General features: G+C 59.8%; 15 protein-coding genes. 10 read left to right on the forward strand and 5 right to left on the reverse strand.

The window, feature by feature from the left end:
* The 6 genes from AB4P92_RS10360 to AB4P92_RS10385 all read left to right on the forward strand — a co-directional run bounded on the left by AB4P92_RS10360 (position 1) and on the right by AB4P92_RS10385 (position 7,785).
* Positions 1-1,461 carry an alginate O-acetyltransferase gene (locus AB4P92_RS10360; RefSeq protein ID WP_042557751.1) on the forward strand — a complete coding sequence of 487 codons (1,461 nt, stop codon included), beginning with the start codon at positions 1-3 and terminating at the stop codon, positions 1,459-1,461.
* Positions 1,462-1,469: 8 nt separating this feature from the next.
* Positions 1,470-2,594: a mannuronate-specific alginate lyase gene (locus tag AB4P92_RS10365; protein WP_042557750.1), complete on the forward strand. Its 1,125-nt coding sequence runs from the start codon at positions 1,470-1,472 to the stop codon at positions 2,592-2,594.
* Between the two features lie 214 nt (positions 2,595-2,808).
* Complete coding sequence (locus AB4P92_RS10370) at positions 2,809-4,374, forward strand: MBOAT family protein (RefSeq protein WP_042557749.1); 1,566 nt, start codon at positions 2,809-2,811, stop codon at positions 4,372-4,374.
* A 10-nt stretch (positions 4,375-4,384) separates the two neighbouring features.
* Positions 4,385-5,560, forward strand: a complete 1,176-nt coding sequence (locus AB4P92_RS10375; protein ID WP_395599330.1) for an alginate O-acetyltransferase — start codon at positions 4,385-4,387, stop codon at positions 5,558-5,560.
* A 14-nt stretch (positions 5,561-5,574) separates the two neighbouring features.
* Positions 5,575-6,231, forward strand: coding sequence for an alginate O-acetyltransferase AlgF (locus AB4P92_RS10380; protein WP_042557747.1), 657 nt, complete (start codon positions 5,575-5,577; stop codon positions 6,229-6,231).
* Between the two features lie 102 nt (positions 6,232-6,333).
* Positions 6,334-7,785: a mannose-1-phosphate guanylyltransferase/mannose-6-phosphate isomerase gene (locus AB4P92_RS10385; protein ID WP_150603712.1), complete on the forward strand. Its 1,452-nt coding sequence runs from the start codon at positions 6,334-6,336 to the stop codon at positions 7,783-7,785.
* An 83-nt stretch (positions 7,786-7,868) separates the two neighbouring features.
* Here the strand turns inward: AB4P92_RS10385 and AB4P92_RS10390 are convergent, their stop codons facing one another.
* A complete protein-coding gene (locus AB4P92_RS10390) occupies positions 7,869-10,691 on the reverse strand; it encodes an RHS repeat domain-containing protein (protein ID WP_395599331.1) in 2,823 nt (940 codons plus the stop codon).
* A gap of 183 nt (positions 10,692-10,874) precedes the next feature.
* On the opposite strand from AB4P92_RS10390, the gene AB4P92_RS10395 reads away from it, so the two are divergent.
* A complete protein-coding gene (locus AB4P92_RS10395) occupies positions 10,875-11,339 on the forward strand; it encodes a hypothetical protein (RefSeq protein ID WP_042557745.1) in 465 nt (154 codons plus the stop codon).
* Positions 11,340-11,375: 36 nt separating this feature from the next.
* On the forward strand, positions 11,376-12,200 hold the full coding sequence (locus AB4P92_RS10400) for an SDR family oxidoreductase (RefSeq protein WP_047299821.1): 825 nt from the start codon (positions 11,376-11,378) through the stop codon (positions 12,198-12,200).
* A gap of 26 nt (positions 12,201-12,226) precedes the next feature.
* Here the strand turns inward: AB4P92_RS10400 and AB4P92_RS10405 are convergent, their stop codons facing one another.
* Entirely contained in the window at positions 12,227-13,108 is an 882-nt protein-coding gene (locus tag AB4P92_RS10405) for a LysR substrate-binding domain-containing protein (protein WP_395599332.1), read from the reverse strand.
* Between the two features lie 109 nt (positions 13,109-13,217).
* On the opposite strand from AB4P92_RS10405, the gene AB4P92_RS10410 reads away from it, so the two are divergent.
* Complete coding sequence (locus AB4P92_RS10410; RefSeq protein WP_395599333.1) at positions 13,218-14,588, forward strand: MFS transporter; 1,371 nt, start codon at positions 13,218-13,220, stop codon at positions 14,586-14,588.
* Positions 14,585-14,983 carry a DUF4440 domain-containing protein gene (locus AB4P92_RS10415; RefSeq protein ID WP_047299819.1) on the forward strand — a complete coding sequence of 133 codons (399 nt, stop codon included), beginning with the start codon at positions 14,585-14,587 and terminating at the stop codon, positions 14,981-14,983. Before AB4P92_RS10410 ends, AB4P92_RS10415 begins: the two co-directional genes overlap by 4 nt.
* Before the next feature lie 144 nt (positions 14,984-15,127).
* Here AB4P92_RS10415 and AB4P92_RS10420 read toward each other — a convergent pair whose 3' ends face one another.
* From AB4P92_RS10420 to AB4P92_RS10430, 3 genes are read right to left on the reverse strand one after another with little or no spacing between them, the layout of a single operon-like run.
* Complete coding sequence (locus AB4P92_RS10420) at positions 15,128-15,994, reverse strand: HlyD family secretion protein (protein ID WP_210624714.1); 867 nt, start codon at positions 15,992-15,994, stop codon at positions 15,128-15,130.
* A 10-nt stretch (positions 15,995-16,004) separates the two neighbouring features.
* Positions 16,005-16,205, reverse strand: a complete 201-nt coding sequence (locus AB4P92_RS10425; protein ID WP_042557739.1) for a DUF1656 domain-containing protein — start codon at positions 16,203-16,205, stop codon at positions 16,005-16,007.
* Positions 16,195-18,387: an FUSC family protein gene (locus AB4P92_RS10430; RefSeq protein ID WP_395599334.1), complete on the reverse strand. Its 2,193-nt coding sequence runs from the start codon at positions 18,385-18,387 to the stop codon at positions 16,195-16,197. The genes AB4P92_RS10425 and AB4P92_RS10430 overlap by 11 nt, the downstream gene beginning before the upstream one ends.
* Positions 18,388-18,515: the final 128 nt, after the last annotated feature.

Here is an 18,515-nt window from a genome sequence, read left to right on the forward strand (position 1 = left end):
ATGCACCCACACTTGATCAAATTACTCAGCCTGTCGGCCCTGACCATGGGCATTCTGGCGGCCAGCAATGGTGCCCGCGCAGATCAAGCCAGCGCCGTCACACCGCCCAAGTTCACCGCTGATCCGTGCTGCAACCTGTGCCCGGAAGCCCACGACGCGAAGAACTACACCACGCGTTATCAGCAGAACTTCACCACGCTGGTACAGGCGCAAGGCGACTGGCTGTTCCGTACGCAAGAAGACCTGCGCACCGAATTCAACACCACCCCGGCCGGCTACAAACGCATGCAACAGCTGCACGATGCGTTCAAGAGCAAAGGCGTCGAGCTGGTGATCGTTTATCAGCCGACCCGTGGCCTGGTGAATCGCAACAAGCTCAACCCGCAGGAAAAAGCCGCGTTCGATTACGAAAAAGCGTTGGGCAACTACAAGACCATGCTCGGCCGTTTCGCCAAGATGGGTTACGTGGTGCCGGACCTGTCGCCGCTGACCAATGAATCGCTGCCAGACACCCTGCCTGCCCACGATTTCTACTTCCGTGGCGACCAGCACTGGACGCCATACGGCGCACAGCGCACGGCAAAAATCGTCGCCGAGAAGGTCAAGCAGATCCCGGCCTTCGCCGACATTCCCAAGCGTGAGTTCGAGACCAAGAAGTCCGGCCGCATGGGCAAGACCGGCACCCTGCACAACATGGCCGGGCAACTGTGCGGCACCAGTTACGCGATCCAGTACATGGACCAGTTCACCACCGAGCCGAAAGGCGAAGCGGGCGACGGCGACCTGTTCGGTGATTCCGGCAACCCGCAAATCACCCTGGTCGGCACTTCGCACAGCGGCAAGAACTACAACTTCGCCGGTTTCCTCGAAGAGTCGATTGGCGCCGACATCCTCAACGTCGCGTTCCCGGGCGGTGGTCTGGAAGGTTCGATGTTGCAGTACCTGGGCAGCGACGAATTCCAGAAAACCCCGCCGAAAATTCTCATCTGGGAATTCTCGCCGCTGTATCGCCTCGACCAGGAAACCATCTACCGCCAGATGATGGCGCTGCTGGATAACGGCTGCGAAGGCAAAGATGCACAGATGACCGGCAGCGCCACACTGAAGCCGGGCAGCAAACAAGAACTGCTGGTCAACAGCAAGAACCTGAACCTGCAGAACAGCAGTCATCAGGTCGACATTCGCTTCGCCGACACCTCGGTGAAAACCCTGCAAGCCACCCTCTGGTACATGAACGGTCGCCACGAGGACATCAAGATCGAGAAGCCGGAAACCTCCGACACCGACGGTCGTTTCGCCTTTGAGTTGCGCACGGACGAAGACTGGGCCTCGCAAAACCTGCTGGCAGTCGAAGTCCAGGGCCCGGAAGCGGGCGCCGCGCCACAGAAAGTCGAAGCGAAAATCTGCAAACGCAACGTATTCCCGGGCGCTGGGCAACAAACCGCTCAGGTCGGGCAATGAGGTCTGCTATGCGAAATCCGAAATTGAAAACTTTTTTAGCGCCGACGCTGCTCGGGCTGGCGATCTTCGCCGGCACCGCGCAGGCCGCCGCGCCATTGCGTCCACCTCAGGGCTATTTCGCCCCGGTGGATAAATTCAAGACTGGCGACAAAAGCGAAGGCTGCGATGCAATGCCGACGCCGTACACCGGCGCGCTGCAGTTTCGCAGTAAATACGAAGGCTCGGACAAGGCCCGTTCGACCCTGAACGTGCAGTCGGAAAAAGCCTTCCGCGACACCACCAAAGACATCACCACGCTGGAACGCGGCACCGCCAAACGCGTGATGCAGTTCATGCGCGACGGTCGCCCGGAGCAGCTCGAATGCACGCTCAACTGGCTGACCGCTTGGGCCAAGGCTGACGCCTTGATGTCGAAAGACTTCAACCACACCGGCAAATCGATGCGCAAATGGGCGCTGGGCAGCATGGCCTCGTCGTACATTCGCCTGAAATTCTCCGACTCGCATCCGCTGGCGCAGCATCAGCAGCAAGCGCAGTTGATCGAAGCCTGGTTCAGCAAAATGGCCGACCAGGTCGTCAGCGATTGGGACAACCTGCCGCTGGAAAAAACCAACAACCACTCGTACTGGGCTGCCTGGTCGGTAATGGCGACGTCCATCGCCACCAACCGCCGCGACCTGTTTGACTGGGCAGTGAAGGAATACAAAGTCGGCGTGAATCAGGTCGACGCCGATGGTTTCCTGCCGAACGAACTAAAGCGCCAGCAACGCGCCCTCGCTTACCACAACTACGCCCTGCCGCCGCTGGCAATGATCGCCAGTTTTGCCCAGGTCAACGGTGTCGATCTGCGTCAGGAAAACAACGCCGCGCTGAAGCGTCTGGGTGATCGGGTGCTGTCGGGTGTTAAAGACCCGGATGAGTTCGAGAAGAAGAATGGCAAAGAGCAAGACATGGACGACCTCAAGGTCGACTCCAAATTCGCCTGGCTCGAACCGTTCTGCACCCTCTACACCTGCCCGGCCGATGTGATCGAGAAGAAGCGCGATATGCAACCGTTCAAGACCTTCCGCCTTGGCGGGGATCTGACCAAGGTCTACGACCCGTCCCATGAAAAGGGCAACAAAGGTTCGTAAGACCAGACGCAAAACCTGTGGGAGCGAGCCTGCTCGCGAATACGGTCTGACATTCAAAAGTGATGTCGACTGACACGACGCTTTCGCGAGCAGGCTCGCTCCCACAGGGGCCAGTGTCAGGTTTAGAGATTTGTGAGTTGGCCCTCCGGTTTTTCGGTGGGGGGTTTGGGGGGGCTTTTGCCCTTGACTGTTGGTTAAAACTGGAGAGATCGGGATGGTATTTTCATCCAACGTGTTCCTGTTTCTGTTCTTGCCGATCTTTCTCGGCATGTACTACCTGAGCGGAATTCGTTATCGCAATCTGCTGCTGCTACTCGCCAGCTACGTGTTCTATGCGTGGTGGCGGGTGGACTTCCTGGCGCTGTTCGCTGCCGTCACGTTGTGGAACTACTGGATCGGCCTGAAAGTCGGTGCTGCCGGCGTGCGGACCAAACCGGCGCAACGCTGGCTGCTGCTCGGCGTGGCAGTGGATCTGTGCATCCTCGGCTACTTCAAGTACGCCAACTTTGGTGTCGACAGCATCAACGCGATGATGACCTCGGTCGGTCTGTCGCCGTTCATCCTGACCCACGTGCTATTGCCGATCGGGATCTCGTTCTACATCTTCGAGTCGATCAGCTACATCATCGACGTGTATCGCGGTGACACCCCGGCGACGCGCAACCTGATCGACTTCGCGGCCTTCGTGGCAATCTTCCCGCACCTGATTGCCGGCCCGGTTCTGCGTTTCCGCGACCTCGCCGACCAGTTCAACAACCGCACGCACACCCTCGACAAGTTCTCCGAGGGCTGTACGCGGTTCATGCAGGGTTTCATCAAGAAGGTCTTCATTGCCGACACCCTGGCGGTAGTTGCCGACCACTGCTTCGCCCTGCAAAACCCGACCACGGGCGATGCCTGGCTGGGTGCGCTGGCGTACACCGCGCAACTGTATTTCGACTTCTCCGGTTACAGCGACATGGCGATCGGTCTGGGTCTGATGATGGGTTTCCGCTTCATGGAAAACTTCAAGCAGCCGTACATCAGTCAGTCGATCACCGAGTTCTGGCGTCGCTGGCACATCAGCCTGTCCACCTGGCTGCGTGACTACCTGTACATCACCCTGGGCGGTAACCGTAAAGGTACGTTGATGACCTATCGCAACCTGTTCCTGACCATGCTTCTGGGTGGTCTGTGGCACGGCGCGAACATCACCTACATCGTCTGGGGCGCCTGGCACGGCATGTGGCTGGCTATCGAGAAGGCGCTGGGCCTGAACACCTCGCCACGCAGCCTCAACCCGATTCGCTGGGCCCTGACGTTCCTGCTGGTGGTGATGGGCTGGGTGATCTTCCGCGCAGAGAACCTGCACGTTGCCGGTCGCATGTACGGCGCGATGTTCAGCTTCGGCGAATGGTCGCTGTCGGAACTCAATCAGGCCAGCCTCACCGGTCTGCAAGTGGCAACTCTGGTGGTGGCGTACGTGACGCTGGCGTTCTTCGGCCTGCGTGATCTGTACACCAATCAGCCACCGGTCAAGGCCAAACCTGAAGTCAACGTCGAGGCCGACGGCCCTGGCACGGCGACCCCGGGAATGATCAAAGCGGTGCCCGGCGACAACCCGGCAAGCATCCACGAGCCAGGCTACACCGTCGGCGTCGAAGCTCAGGTGCAACCGGCCTACTGGACCGCTGACTGGTCGCGCTACGCAATGCGCGCCGTGATTCTGCTGCTGTTCATTGCCTCGATTCTCAAACTCTCGGCGCAAAGCTTCTCGCCGTTCCTTTACTTCCAGTTCTGAGGGATCTGACATGACCCGCTCATTACGCATCTTCTACATCGCCCTGTTCCTGGTGACCCTGCTGGTCCTGGGTCTATGGTCGGTTCGCAGCTTCTTCGGCTTCAGCACCAACGCCGAAGCGACGGTGCTCAACGGTCGCTGGACCAAGGCTGTGGAGACTCATTACGACGAAGAGTTTCCGATCAAGCGCCTGGGTACCAACCTCTGGGCCGCGCTGGATTTCAAACTGTTCAACGAAGGTCGTCCGGGCGTCGTGCTCGGTCGCGATCAATGGTTGTACAGCGATGAGGAATTCAACCCGATCGTCAACGAAGAGCTGAACCTGCAAGGCAATTACGCGCTGGTCGAAGGCGTACGCCAGACCCTCAAAGACAAAGGCGTGAAACTGGTGATGGCGATCGTGCCGGCCAAGGTTCGTCTGTACCCGGAACACCTGGGTGAAGTGAAACCGGCAAGCATTCACGCCAACCTTTACGAGGACTTCCACGCACGGGTTGCGGCGGACAAGATCCTTGCGCCCGATCTGCTCAAGCCTTTGCAACAGGCCAAGCAGAACGGTCAGCAAGTGTTCCTGCGCACCGACACTCACTGGACGCCTGAGGGTGCCGAAGTTGCCGCCAACACCCTGGCCAAGACCATCGCCGACAAGTTCCCGCTCAGCGGCGAGCCACAGCGTTTCGTCACCACGCCAGCGGAAAAGATCACGCACAAGGGCGATCTGCGTCTGTTCCTGCCGCTTGATCCACTGTTCGAAAACCTGATGCCGGCGCAAGAGCCGCTGCAAAAGCGCAACACCGTAGCCGCTGGCGAGCAACCTGGCGGTGATGACGCTCTGTTCGCCAACAGCGAAGTGCCGGTCGCGCTGATCGGCACCAGCTACAGCGCCAACCCGAACTGGAACTTCGTCGGTGCGCTGAAACAAGCGCTGCACAGCGACGTCGTGAGCTACGCCGAAGACGGCCACGGTCCGATCCTGCCGATGCTCAGCTACCTCAAAAGCGATGACTTCAAGAACAGCCCGCCACAAGTGCTGATCTGGGAGTTTCCTGAACGTTATCTGCCTGTGAACAACGAAATCGGTGACGCCGACCCGCAGTGGGTCGCAGAGCTTAAACAAGCCGGCGCACGCCAACAAAACGTAGCTGCAAACACTAAATCCGAGACGCCCGACCGGGCGCAAAACTGAAAGAGAGGTACACCATGACTTTCACTACAACTCCTCGCCGTCTCGCTAAAAGCTTCGCTCTGGTTGCTGGCCTCAGCGTGCTTTCCGTACCCGCCTTCGCGGGTGGCGATGCTGCCCTCTACGGCCCTACGGCGCCAAAAGGTTCGAGCTTCGTGCGCATCTATAACGCCAGCAACGCTGAAGTCAGCGCCACCGTTGGCAGCACCAACCTGAGCGATGTTGCGCCACTGGCCAGCAGCGATTTCAGCTTCATGCCGGGCGGCGACTACAGCGCCAAGGTCGGCAGCCAGACCCTGCCGGTGAAACTCGCCGGTGACCACTACTACACCCTGGTCAACAACGCTTCCGGCGCGCCGCAACTGATCGAAGAGCCGCCGTTCAAGAACAAGCAGAAATCCCTGGTGCGCGTGCAGAACCTCAGCGACAAGCCGCTGACCCTGAAGACTGCCGACGGCAAGACTGAAGTGGTTAAAACCGTGGCGGCCAAGGGCCGTGGCGAACGTGAAATCAACCCGGTGAAAGTCAGCCTGGCGCTGTACGAAGGCGACAAGAAAGTCGGCGACGTGAAGCCAGTCGCCCTGGAGCGCGGTGAAGCAGCGGTGCTGTACGTCACCGGTTCCGGCAGCAGCCTGTCGCCAGTCTGGGTGAAACGCCCGGTGTCGACGCGCTAATCGCGCGAGCTATCAGCTACAAGCCTCAAGCTGCAAGTGAAGTGCTCCTAACTCACCGCTTGCAGCTTGCAGCTCTCAACTGCATTTTATGGAGTAAACAATATGATTCCGGTGATCTTGTCAGGTGGTAGCGGCTCACGTCTTTGGCCGCTTTCGCGCAAGCAGTTCCCTAAGCAATTCCTCGCCCTGACCGGCGAGCACACGCTGTTCCAGCAAACCCTCGAACGCCTGGTGTTCGAAGGCATGGACACCCCGATCGTGGTCTGCAACAAAGATCACCGCTTCATCGTCAACGAGCAGTTGGCCAACCGCAAACTCGAGTGCCAGCGCATCCTGATGGAACCGTTCGGCCGCAACACCGCGCCGGCCGTGGCGCTGACCGCGATGATGCTGGTCAATGAAGGCCGTGACGAACTGATGCTGGTGCTGCCGGCCGACCACGTGCTGGAAGACCAGAAAGCCCTGCAACGTGCATTGGCCCTGGCCACCGTCGCTGCCGAAAACGGTGAAATGGTGCTGTTCGGCGTACCGGCGACCAAACCGGAAACCGGCTACGGCTACATCAAGTCCACCGCTGATTCGCTGCTACCCGAAGGCGTCAGCCGCGTCTCGCACTTCGTCGAAAAACCTGACGTCAAACGCGCCACCGAGTACGTGCAGTCCGGCGGTTACTTCTGGAACAGCGGCATGTTCCTGTTCCGCGCCAGCCGCTTCCTTGAAGAGCTGAAAAAGCACGATCCGGACATCTACGACACCTGCCTGCTGACCCTTGAGCGCAGCGAGCATGACGCCGACACCGTCACACTGGACGAAGCCACTTTCGCCTGCTGCCCGGACAACTCCATCGACTACTCCGTCATGGAAAAAACCCAGCGCGCCTGCGTCGTGCCACTGAGCGCGGGCTGGAGCGATGTCGGCTGCTGGTCGTCGCTGTGGGAAGTCAACGAGAAAGACGCCAATGGCAACGTCACCAAAGGTGATGTGGTGATTCAGGACAGCAAGAACTGCATGATCCACGGCAACGGCAAACTGGTGTCGGTGATCGGTCTGGAAAACATCGTTGTGGTCGAAACCAAGGACGCGATGATGATTGCCCACAAGGACAAGGTCCAGGGCGTCAAGCAGATGGTCAACACCCTCAACGAGCAGGGCCGCAGCGAAACGCAGAACCACTGCGAAGTCTATCGTCCGTGGGGTTCATACGACTCGGTGGACATGGGCGGGCGTTTCCAGGTCAAGCACATCTCGGTCAAACCGGGCGCGTGCCTGTCGCTGCAAATGCACCACCACCGCGCCGAACACTGGATCGTGGTCAGCGGCACCGCCGAAGTGACCTGCGATGACAACGTGTTCCTGCTCTGCGAAAACCAGTCGACCTACATCCCTATCGCCTCGGTGCATCGCCTGCGCAACCCGGGCAAGATCCCGCTGGAAATCATCGAAGTGCAGTCCGGTTCGTACCTGGGTGAAGACGATATCGAGCGTTTCGAAGATATCTACGGCCGCTCCACCCCGATCGAGCGCGGCGTGTCGGTGAAAACCATCGCGCAGTAAACGATCCGCAAAACAAGAAGCCCTCGCCCTACCTGTTGCGTTCCCTATCCGCAGCGGGTTGGGCGGGGGCTTTTTTCCGGCAATCACTTGCCTTTATTTCGGAACGCCATCAACAACCCTGGGTACGAATCGGCGTTATGCAAAATCACATTTCTTCGAACCGCCAGATTTGACTTGAACAACGTCAGTCGTTGCGCAGCTGATGTCACTGCCCCCCCTCCAGATGCCGCTTGGAATCCATCTATGATTCTTTTGTAATCGGCGCGTCCATTGCCGGGCATTTTTGCTTCATCTGGCCCATCCTCAATTCTTTCGGCGGACGTTAGCAACGCGGTCAACGCAAAGTTTTCGATATCTTGTTCGGATGCTTGCTCCGATAACTTACCGATCCTCAAATACCAAATGTCATCAACCCTTTGGGGGCTACTGTAGTTGTACATCGCATGGGCGGATTCATGCACAAGCGTGCGCGCCAAGCTAAAAACATGTGCACTCTCTACATGATCGCGACTCAACCAGATCTGTTTCTTTTGCGTGTTGTTATAGACGGTTCGTCCTACGGCATGATTGGAGAGCTTTTGCACAAGGCTCAGGCGCCAACTGTCTGCACCTTTTAGCTGCTGCATGTAGCTACCCAAGCGTTGCAGTGACCCCAGCAGGGCCGTGCGCAATTCTTCTGATTCGTTTCGATTGGCTGCGTACTCGGCTCCGAAAACCAAGTTGAGATACTTCTGCGATGACGCGCTCAAGTCTTTCGAAGATAGCGCAGATTGCGCGTTCTTAATCCAGCTCAGGCCTTCATCCAACCCCGCCACTACCTTCTCATGCAAAAGTTGGGGAAAATAATCCAGCCCTCGAGCATCGAAGTGCATGCCTTGATTCAGTGCATTCGTTTCCGACTCGTTCAAGACGTCAAACCTTGGCGATTCGGTGACTGAGCTACCCTGCATGCCCTGCTCGTCCCGATAGACAAGGGGGGAGTTATTGACCATCTGGTACAGGTTCAATCCGTCCACTCCACCCAAAGGGTCCGGATTCAACCAGCGTTGTAACCACGGCATGTAATAGCGATAGCCGTAGTAATACAACCCGGTCGCATCGCGCTCTTTGCCCGAATAACCAACCGTTTGGTAACTGACCTCCGTCTTGGCACTCCACGCCGTCTCGCCAAATGGATAAAAGGTTTCCTGACTGATAAGCCGGGTATCCTCGGCCAGCTCCAGACAGGTCGACCCGAGGTGATCGGTAAAGTTGAAGCGATAACGGTCATTGCTGCCATCGGGTGGAGTACTTTCCCAGTGAAGAACATTGACGCTGTTAAGCCCCGACTGTGCCGTGATGACCTGCAACACCTCACCTGCGCTATCTATGCGCAACTCCAGCCCTGGCAGGTATCGCACCTGAGCAACCACCACGCGTGCATTCGTGTGCAATTCACGAGTTTTGCGCACACGCTGTCCGCCACCGTCGTAAGCGTATTGCTCGATGTCATTGAGCCCACTCGCCCGCTCCATCGGCGTGACCGACTGCAACTCATTACGCAGATCCCACGTCAACGAGCGCCCTGCTTCCAGCGCCCGCAGATTTCCACAGGGATCGAACGCCGCAGCGATTTCCTCTTCCGTGGGCGGTACGTCGTTGCGATAAGGCAGGCAGCGATTGCTAAGCCGCGCGGCGACAAGCTTGCGCCCGCTGCGCGCGCCCACATGCGTCAGCTCCAGCAGGTTGCCGGATTCGTCGTAGCGATAGCTCTGGCGGTAATTGCTCAACGCCGCCGGATCATTGCGACCCAGAGACTCAGGCCCCTGACTCGCGGCCCCCGCCTCCCACCCGGTTGCCTCGCTCAATTGGTACAGACTGTCGTACGTAAACCGGCTGACGGGGTCGATACGCTGATTGGCGAAATAACGAATCGGCAGTGCCTTGTCCTCAATGCTCAGCACATTGCCCACCCGGTCATATTCGTAGCGAAGGAGCTGCAACGCCGCGCCGTTGGCCTTTACAGCGCTGCGCTCAAGCAGGCGACCATCTTCGGGCCGATAGGTCAGTGCTGTCAGCACCCCGTTGCCCGCCAACTCCTGCGTGACTTGTCCGTCAGCGTTGTGGGCTATGTCAGAGACCAGCGTTTGCGGCCCGGTTTGATGTTTCAGTTGCAGATGACTGGCGCGCAGACGGCCATCGAGGGTGAACTCGCTGAAATGCCGATTGCCCCGCGCATCGATCTGTTCGATCACCTGGCCCTGTGGCCCGAAACGCCATCGGGTCATTGCGCCCTCGCCGGGCTCCAGCAACCGTGCCCGTTCATCAATCGGTTCGGGCCAGTCCGGGAGAACGGGATCCAGGGTGAAATGTCGATTGTTTTCGCTGCATTGGCCGCTGATGGAAAAGCTTTCGAACAGCAGACTGCCCGCCGGATCATCATGGCGAAGCAACTGGCCGAGCTGGTTGCGGGTCGGGTCAGCCGTATCGGGCTGGCCATACATGAAACGCTCGACGCATAGCCGAGGTTGCAATTCGCCTTCTTCAAACACCGCCAACGGACGCAGCATCAGATCGTGTTGTATTTCGCGACGAGTGCCACGACTGTCCCAATCGAACAGCACGTGCGCCCCCACACCGTGCAAGGCGATCTGCATGCCGGCATCAACGCTGTCCGAGCGCAGCACCTGGCCATTCAGCAAATACACCGAGGTCAGATTGGCCGGAGTCAGCGGATCGCTCATATGCAGCGACCATAAACGTGGATCCCACTGGGCGACAGCGCGCCCGGCTACGTCATGCAGCGTGCGGTTGATGCGGGTTTGCGCAGGTTCAACCACCTCGGTGCGCCAATAGTCGACCGTACGAACCGGCAACCCACGCGGGTCGTGCGCCGAAAGCGTCGGTGTTCTGCTGTGCACGTTCATGTGGTTTGCTCCGCACGGTCGCGACGTCCCTTTCGTCTGTCGGCATCAAAGCAGTCGGACGGCATGAATGCCTACTGTCAGAAATTACAGTTCCGACCAACGGTGCATTCGCTTGCGCAACGAATGTCTATTGGGGCGTCCCTTAGGTAGGATGGTGCGCAAGAGTTCAAGGAGCGTTCAAACATGTTCATCGGCGTCCTGCTGGTCATCACCTGGCTGATCCTGTTGCTGCGCTATCCCGCCAAGGCTCTACCGGTTTCGGTCGCAGCGGCCGTCGGTCTCGCGCTGGTGGCGATGTGGGTGGTGTGGCTGGACAACCGCGAGGTCAAGCAACTGGCACGTCTGGAACTGCGCATCAGCTATGCGCCCGAACAATGCCCGGCAGATCGACCGCTGCAACTGAAGATGAACAACGGCAACGACGTCCCGCTGACCGAACTGCGCTGGCGCATCGCGGCCTACGCACCGGGCGATACCGTCAATCTGGCCGATAACCAATACACCGCGCCACGCTATCGCGGCCCCGGCGAATTACAGGCTGGCGGCAGTTGGGAAGATTGCCTGCCGATGCCGCCCCTGCGGCCCGGTTATCGCCCACAAACCCTGGAGTTTCGCGCCGAGCGATTGCAGGGCAGCTTCTCCGACTGATCCCCTTCCCCCACCGTTTTGCACAAGGAACGCGCCATGCCTGTTGCGTTGATCACCGGTTGTTCCAGCGGCATCGGCCGCGCCCTGGCGGATGTTTTCACAAGCGCCGGTTACGAAGTCTGGGCCACCGCGCGCAAGTCTGAAGATGTCGCCGCGCTGACAGCAGCCGGGTTTATCGCGGTGCAGCTCGACGTCAATGACGGCGCGGCACTGGAGCAACTCGGCGAGCGAATCAATCAGCAACACGGCGGCCTCGATGTGCTGATCAACAATGCCGGTTACGGCGCCATGGGCCCGCTGCTCGACGGCGGCGTGCCCGCCATGCAGCGTCAATTCGAAACCAACGTGTTCTCGATTGTCGGCGTCACCCGCGCACTGTTTCCGGTGCTGCGCCGGGGCAAAGGGCTTGTCGTGAATATTGGCAGTGTGTCCGGTGTTCTGGTCACGCCATTTGCGGGCGCCTACTGTGCCTCGAAAGCCGCCGTACATGCCTTGAGCGACGCGTTGCGTATGGAGCTGGCACCGTTCGGCATCCGCGTGATGGAAGTCCAGCCCGGAGCGATTCAGTCGAGTTTCGCAAAGAATGCCGGGCATGAGGCCGAGCAGTTGATCAACGAGCAGTCACCGTGGTTTCCCTTGCGTGAAGGCATTCGCGCGCGGGCCAAGGCGTCGCAGGACAAGCCGACACCCGCCAGCGAATTTGCGGCGCAATTGCTGAAGGCTGTGCAACAAAGCAAACCGCCGCGGTTGATCCGCATCGGCAATGGCAGCCGGGCATTGCCGATGCTGGCGGCTTTACTGCCAAAAGGTTTGCTGGAATCGACGTTGATGAAGCGGTTCGGCTTGCGTGGGCAACTCTGAGACCGGGTTGAGCCCATCGCGAAATCTCAACCCCAGCCCTTCATGAAATCAATGAACGACCGCACTTTAAGCGGCAAATGCCGGGTGTCCGGGTACAGCGCGTACACGCCTTGCTGAGCAAAACGGTAGTCCGCCAACAAGCGCTGTAACCGTCCGGCGTCGAGATCTTCCTGGATCAGCCACTGCGGCAGAATGGCCACACCCTGCCCGGTCAATGCAAATGCCCGCAGCGTTGCCGAGTTGTCCGCAACGATCGCGGTCGCCCCCGGTTTTGGCTGATAGAAATGCTCGCTGCCGGCCGGGTCGGTGACCGTCATTTCCGGTACGCGCCCATGCCCCAGTGTCGGCATCGACTCCAGCACTGCCAGGGTGCTGACGGGAGCGAACTGCTCGACCAAAGCCGGCGCCGCCACTGCAAACACCTCGAACGTCGACAACTGCACCGCGCGCAGATTGGAATCGTGCATGCGCCCGAGGCGAATCGCCAGATCAAAACGTTCAGAGATCAGATCCGCGTGGGTCGAGGAAGTGGACAGGTGAATATTCAATTGCGGCTGCTGCTGACGGAACACTTCCAGCGCCGGCACCACCTGCGCCAGAGCAAATTCCACGGTGGTGGTGATGCGCAACGTGCCCTTTAGCTGTGAGTGCTCGGAACGGGCCTCCTCGATCGCCAGTCGCGCTTCATCCAGTGTGCGCAAACAGCGCCGATAGAAGCGCTCGCCGGCATCGGTCAGCGCCAGTTGCCGGGTGTTGCGGGTGAGCAACGTGACGCCCAGCTCCTCTTCCAGCCGTTTGAGGTTGAAGCTCACCACCGCTCGCGTCTGGCCAAGCGTATCGGCGGCAGCGGTCAGCGACCCGGCCTCGACCACGGCTTTAAAAGTGTCAAAACGGTCCAGGCTGACCATGTACACGGCGCTCCTTGTCAAAATTATTTTGACAAACTAGCAGCCAAACCAGCGTTTTCCTATCGCCAGAAGCGCCCTACCCTGCACGCCTCATCACAGGGAAGTCACCATGGCCTATCGCTCAAAAGTCGCGCTGGTGTATCTGCTGGGTTTCGCCCTCGATCTGCTCAACATGTTCGCCGCCAGCATTGCCTACCCGGACATCGCCCGGCAGTTGCACGCCTCGGTGACGCAACTGGCGTGGATCACCAACGCCTACATGCTCGGGCTGACGCTGATCATTCCGATGAGCGTGTGGCTGGCGGCACGCGTCGGCGAGCGCCGGCTGATTCTTGGCTCGTTGCTGGTGTTCGCCATCGCGTCCGGACTGGTGGCCCAGGCCGGCTCGATTGAGAGCCTGATCGGCTGGCGGTTGCTGCAAGGGCTGGGGGGCGGGTTGCTGCTGCCGGTCGGTCAGGCCTTGGCCTATCGAGAGTTTCCTGCGACGCAGCGCGCGCACTTCACCGGTGTGGTGCTGCTGGTGGCGCTGATGGTGCCGGCCTTGTCGCCGGCGGCCGGTGGACTGATTGTTCAAGCGCTGTCGTGGCGCTGGATTTTCTACCTGAACATGCCGATGGCGCTGTTGGCGTCCGGACTCGGCCTGCTTTGGTTGAAGCCCGACCAACCCACCCGCGAACGACCGACACTGGACGCACGCGGCCTGCTGTTGGCCGTGTCGGCCCTGAGCCTGTTGCTGATCGCCGTAAGCCTGGCAAGCGCAACCGCAACCCGCCACCTGGCTGGCGCCGTGCTGCTGCTCAGCGTCTTAACCTTGTGCGTGTACATACGCGATGGCTGGCGAAAACCTGGTGCGGTGCTTGACCTGCAACTGATCAAGAACCCGTCATTGCGTCTGGCCATGCTGATCTACCTGTTTGTGCCGGGCATCTTTACCGGCACCAACATGCTTGCCGTGCTGTACCTGCACGACCTCGGTTTCGGTGCGGCGCAAACCGGTGCACTGATGCTGTCCTGGGCGGCGGCTTCGGGACTGGCGATCATGCTTGGCAAACGCAGTTTCAACCGAGTCGGTCCCAAGCCGCTGCTGATCGCGGGAATGCTTTTGCAAAGCCTGGGCATTGTCACGCTGATGCAGATCGAACAACCCGCAGCTGGCCCGCTGATCATCGCCTATGCCCTGATGGGCCTGGGCGGCAGCCTGTGCAGCGTCACCGCGCAGACCCTGGCGTTTGTCGGCATGAGCGCGGAAAAAATGGGTCACTCCAGCGCCCTCTGGAACATCAATCGCCAGCTCGGTTTCTGCCTCGGCGCGGCGCTGCTCAGTTCATTGCTGGGCGCCTTGGGCGCCAACGGTTTCAGATACTGCTTTCTCGCCGCCGCGCTGCTCACGCTCTTGCCGATGGCCGCCGTGCTGCGTTTCGATGCGAGCAAAGTGCTCGCGCTGCTGAACTCACCTGCCCTTCAGGAAAAATCCACATGACTGACCACACCGACTACTTTGCCGAAGTTATCGAAGCGCACGAGGCCATCGAACGATGGTTTGCCGTGGCAGAAGACGAGACTGCTCTGGAGCGATTACTGACACGCTTTTCACCCCGGTTTTCGATGATTACGCCGCTGGGTCGAGTGCTTGATTTCGAAGCCTTGCGGGGATTGTTTCAAATGGCCGGAGGCAAGAAGAACGGGTTCAGGATTGAACTCAGTGAACTGCGCGCGATTGCCTTGCACGACCGTGGCGCGACGGTGAGTTACCGAGAACAACAGACGGATGCGAGCGGTTTGCACACGGACCGGCGCTCGACGGTCGTGTTTGAAAAACTCGATTCCGGGCGGCTGGTCTGGGTGCATTTGCAGGAGACGTTTTGCGGGGTTTAGACGTTCGGCATTTTCTTGCAGGACCGAGGCGTCCGCATCGCGGGCAAGCCCGCTCCCACAGGTTTTGCGGCGCTCTCAAAAATCTTGTACACGACAGACTCTGTGGGAGCGGGCTTGCCCGCGATGGCCGCGACTCGGTCTGCCTCAGTTATCCACACTGTCCTGCTTGACCACAACCGTACAAGTAATCCCCGCCGCCAACAGCACACCCTCCGGCACTTCATCGATGTGAATGCGCACCGGCACCCGCTGCGCTAACCGGACCCAATTGAACGTCGGATTCACATCGGCAATCAGCTCGCGGCTCTCAGGGTTGTCGCGGTCGTAGATGCCGCGGGAAATACTTTCCACATGGCCCTTCAACACTTCGCCACTCATCAGTTGCATGTCGGCCTTGTCGCCGACGCGCACGTGGGGCAGTTTGGTTTCTTCGAAGAAGCCGTAAACCCAAAACGAATTCATATCCACCACGGCCATTTTTGCCTCGCCGATGCGCGCGTAGTCGCCGCGATGCACGTTGAGGTTGGTCACATAGCCGTCCACCGCCGCGCGCACTTGCGTGCGTTTGAGGTTGAGTTCGGCGGCTTCCAGTTGCGCTTGCGCGTGCTGATAATCGGCCAGTGCGGCGTCTGCGATGTTGCTGGCGTCGTCGCGGTTTTCCCTGGAGATCACCAGCGCATCCATGTCGGCGCGACGATGCGCGTTGACCTTGCGCATCTCCCATGTCGACTTGCGTGAAGCGACCAGCGACTGCGCCTGTTTCACCGCGATGCGGTAATGCTCCGGGTCGATCTGCATCAGCAAATCGCCCTTCTTCACCAATTGGTTGTCGCGCACCGGCACGTTCACCACTTCACCGGTGACGTCGGCGGCGACGTTGATGATATCCGCACGCACCCGGCCGTCGCGGGTCCACGGCGTATCCATGTAATGCACCCACAAGGTCCGACCAATCCACAGCGCAAGGGCCAGCACCAGCAGGGTCGCAAGCAGGCTGAAAAACTTTTTCATCAGGACGTTCTCAACGGTAGACAGTCAGCGACATCGCGCCGAACAGACAGGTAAACAGACTCAGGCGCAGCAGCGCCGGGTGCCAGAAGAAGCGGTACAGATCGAACCCCGACAAGAACCGGTCCACCGCCCAGGCCAAGGCCGCGGCGATGAAAAACATCAGGGTCATGGTTGGCATGTACACGCCGTGGAAGGCGATTTCACGAGGCATGGGCAAGTCCTTCGGGCTTGGCGGGCGCGAGCATGGCAAGCGGTGATTGCGGGTCGAGCAAGGACGTGCGGATAAAGTGCAGATAGCTCTTCACCCGACGCAACGCCGAGGTATCGAAGTGCGGCGCGAACGGTTCATCGGTGGCCGCGACACGACTGATCGCGTGGTCGACCGCGACCAGTGCGCGCTCCAGATTGCTGGCGTTGGGGTACAGAAACAGACGCACCAGTGCACGCCCCATAACGCGGATTGCCTGACGCCACGGCTGCGACTCGGCATACGCCGGATGCACCGGCAGAATCGCCTGTTCCTTGCGCAACTCGATGATCGCGTGGCCGACTTCAAGCACCACGAACATCCAGCGCAGCAGACTCTTTTGTACCTTCGGCTCACCGGCCGCCAGACCGTAGGCCTGATGCAGCAGATCGCGGGTCCGGCTCTCGAAACTCGAGGCCAGCCCTTTGAGTTTGCCGCTGATGGCATAGACCACTTGCCCGCGCAGATCCTGCTCCAGCCGTTGCCACAACCAGCGGCTGTTCGGCGGCAGAATAATCGCCCCGGCAGCCGCGCAGACCAGCATGCCGATGACCATGGCGATGTAGTCATTGATGAAGGTGTACGGGTTGTAGACCGTCAGGTTGTCCGGCACGGAACCGGTGCTGAAGAAGATCAGCAAACCGAGACCGACACCGGCGTATTGCGGCCGCGACGTAAGAAACGAGCCGAGCACGATCACCGGCGCGAGCATCACGCACAGCAATGGAAAACCGTCGATCCACGGAAAGATGAAAAACATCTCGAAGAAGCCGATCAGCGCGCCGAGGAACGTCCCGCACGCCATCTGGAATGCCATGCGTTTCGGGTTTGGCGTAGCGGCGGACAGGCCCACCGTGGCGGCGGCAATCAGGGTCATGGTCGCGCCGCTCGGCCAAGCGGTGGCCACCCAATAACTGCCCAGCACGATCAGGATGAACGAGGCGCGAATCCCCGACGCCGCCGCTGCCCACCAGTTGGTTTGCGGGGTGAACGGCTCGTCCCAACGCTCGCGTTCGTGACGGTGATCGGCCAAGGACGCGTGGGTCTGTGCATAACTGTGCAGGTCATCGACGAAGCGATAGAGCAACTCGTAAGCGGTGTGGAAATCCAGTTGCTCGGCATCGCTCGGCTCACTCTCCTGAAACGTCGCGCGCAGGCTGCGCACCCGCGCTGGCAGGCCTTCTTTATAGGTCGCAAGCGCCGTCGCCAGGCGTGCGGCATCGGGACTGGTCAGGGCACGACCGCTGAAGCTGTCGAGCACTTCGGCCAGGTCCTGCAGACCCGGCCTGATTGCCGCCACGACGTGTTCCTCGCCATTGCCGCGCAGACGCTCAAGCAATTGGTGCAGGGCATTGAAGCGCGTGGTGATGCCCATGAACTCACTGTTCAAACGGCTGAGGCGACCATTGCGCCGGCGCATGTGCGGGTCTTCGAACACGGTCACGCTGCGCAGCCCTTCCAGCCCCACCGCTTCGGCAATGAAGCGTACGTTGGTCGCCTCAAAGGATTCGGTTTTGCTACGCCCGCGCAAGCCATCGGTGACGAACAGCGCGAATACACCGAAACGCTGATACAGAGCGTTGCGCATCGCCGCGCTGGCGGTTTGCGGCAGGATCCCGGCGCTGACTACGGTGGCGCAGAGAATCCCCAGTGAGATCTCCAGAACCCGCCACACAGCGGCCATAAACGCGCCGTCGGGGTGCGCCAGCGCCGGCAACCCGACCATTGCGGCGGTGTAACCCGCCAGCACGAATCCATAGGCGCGGAAGTTACGGCAACGCGCGGCACCCGCCGAGCAGATGCCGACCCAGATCGCCAGCGAGCCGAGGAACAGTTCGGTGTTCTGCGCAAACAGCGCGATCAACGTGACCATCATCGCCGAGCCGGCCAGCGTGCCCAGAAAGCGATAGAAACTCTTGGCGAAAACCTGCCCGCTTTGCGGCTGCATGACGATGAACACGGTGATCATCGCCGTGCGCGGTTGCGGCAATTCCAGACGCATGGCCAGCCACAGGGTCAGGAACGCTGCAAGCAACACCTTGAAGATATAAACCCAGGTCACGCCATCGCTGCGCGCCCAGTCAAAAAAGCCGCGGCGCCATTCCAGGGAGTAGAGCCAGCGCAGAGGTGCGGGCAAGGGAGTCATTCAAATGTGCTCAATGAGATTCGATCTGGTCGCAGAACCTGTGGGAGCGAGCCTGCTCGCGAATGCGTTTTCATATTCAACGTCGATGTCGACTGATAAACCGCTTTCGCGAGCAGGCTCGCTCCCAC

Source organism: Pseudomonas sp. A0308 (assembly GCF_044218815.1).
Classification (GTDB): domain Bacteria; phylum Pseudomonadota; class Gammaproteobacteria; order Pseudomonadales; family Pseudomonadaceae; genus Aquipseudomonas; species Aquipseudomonas iridis.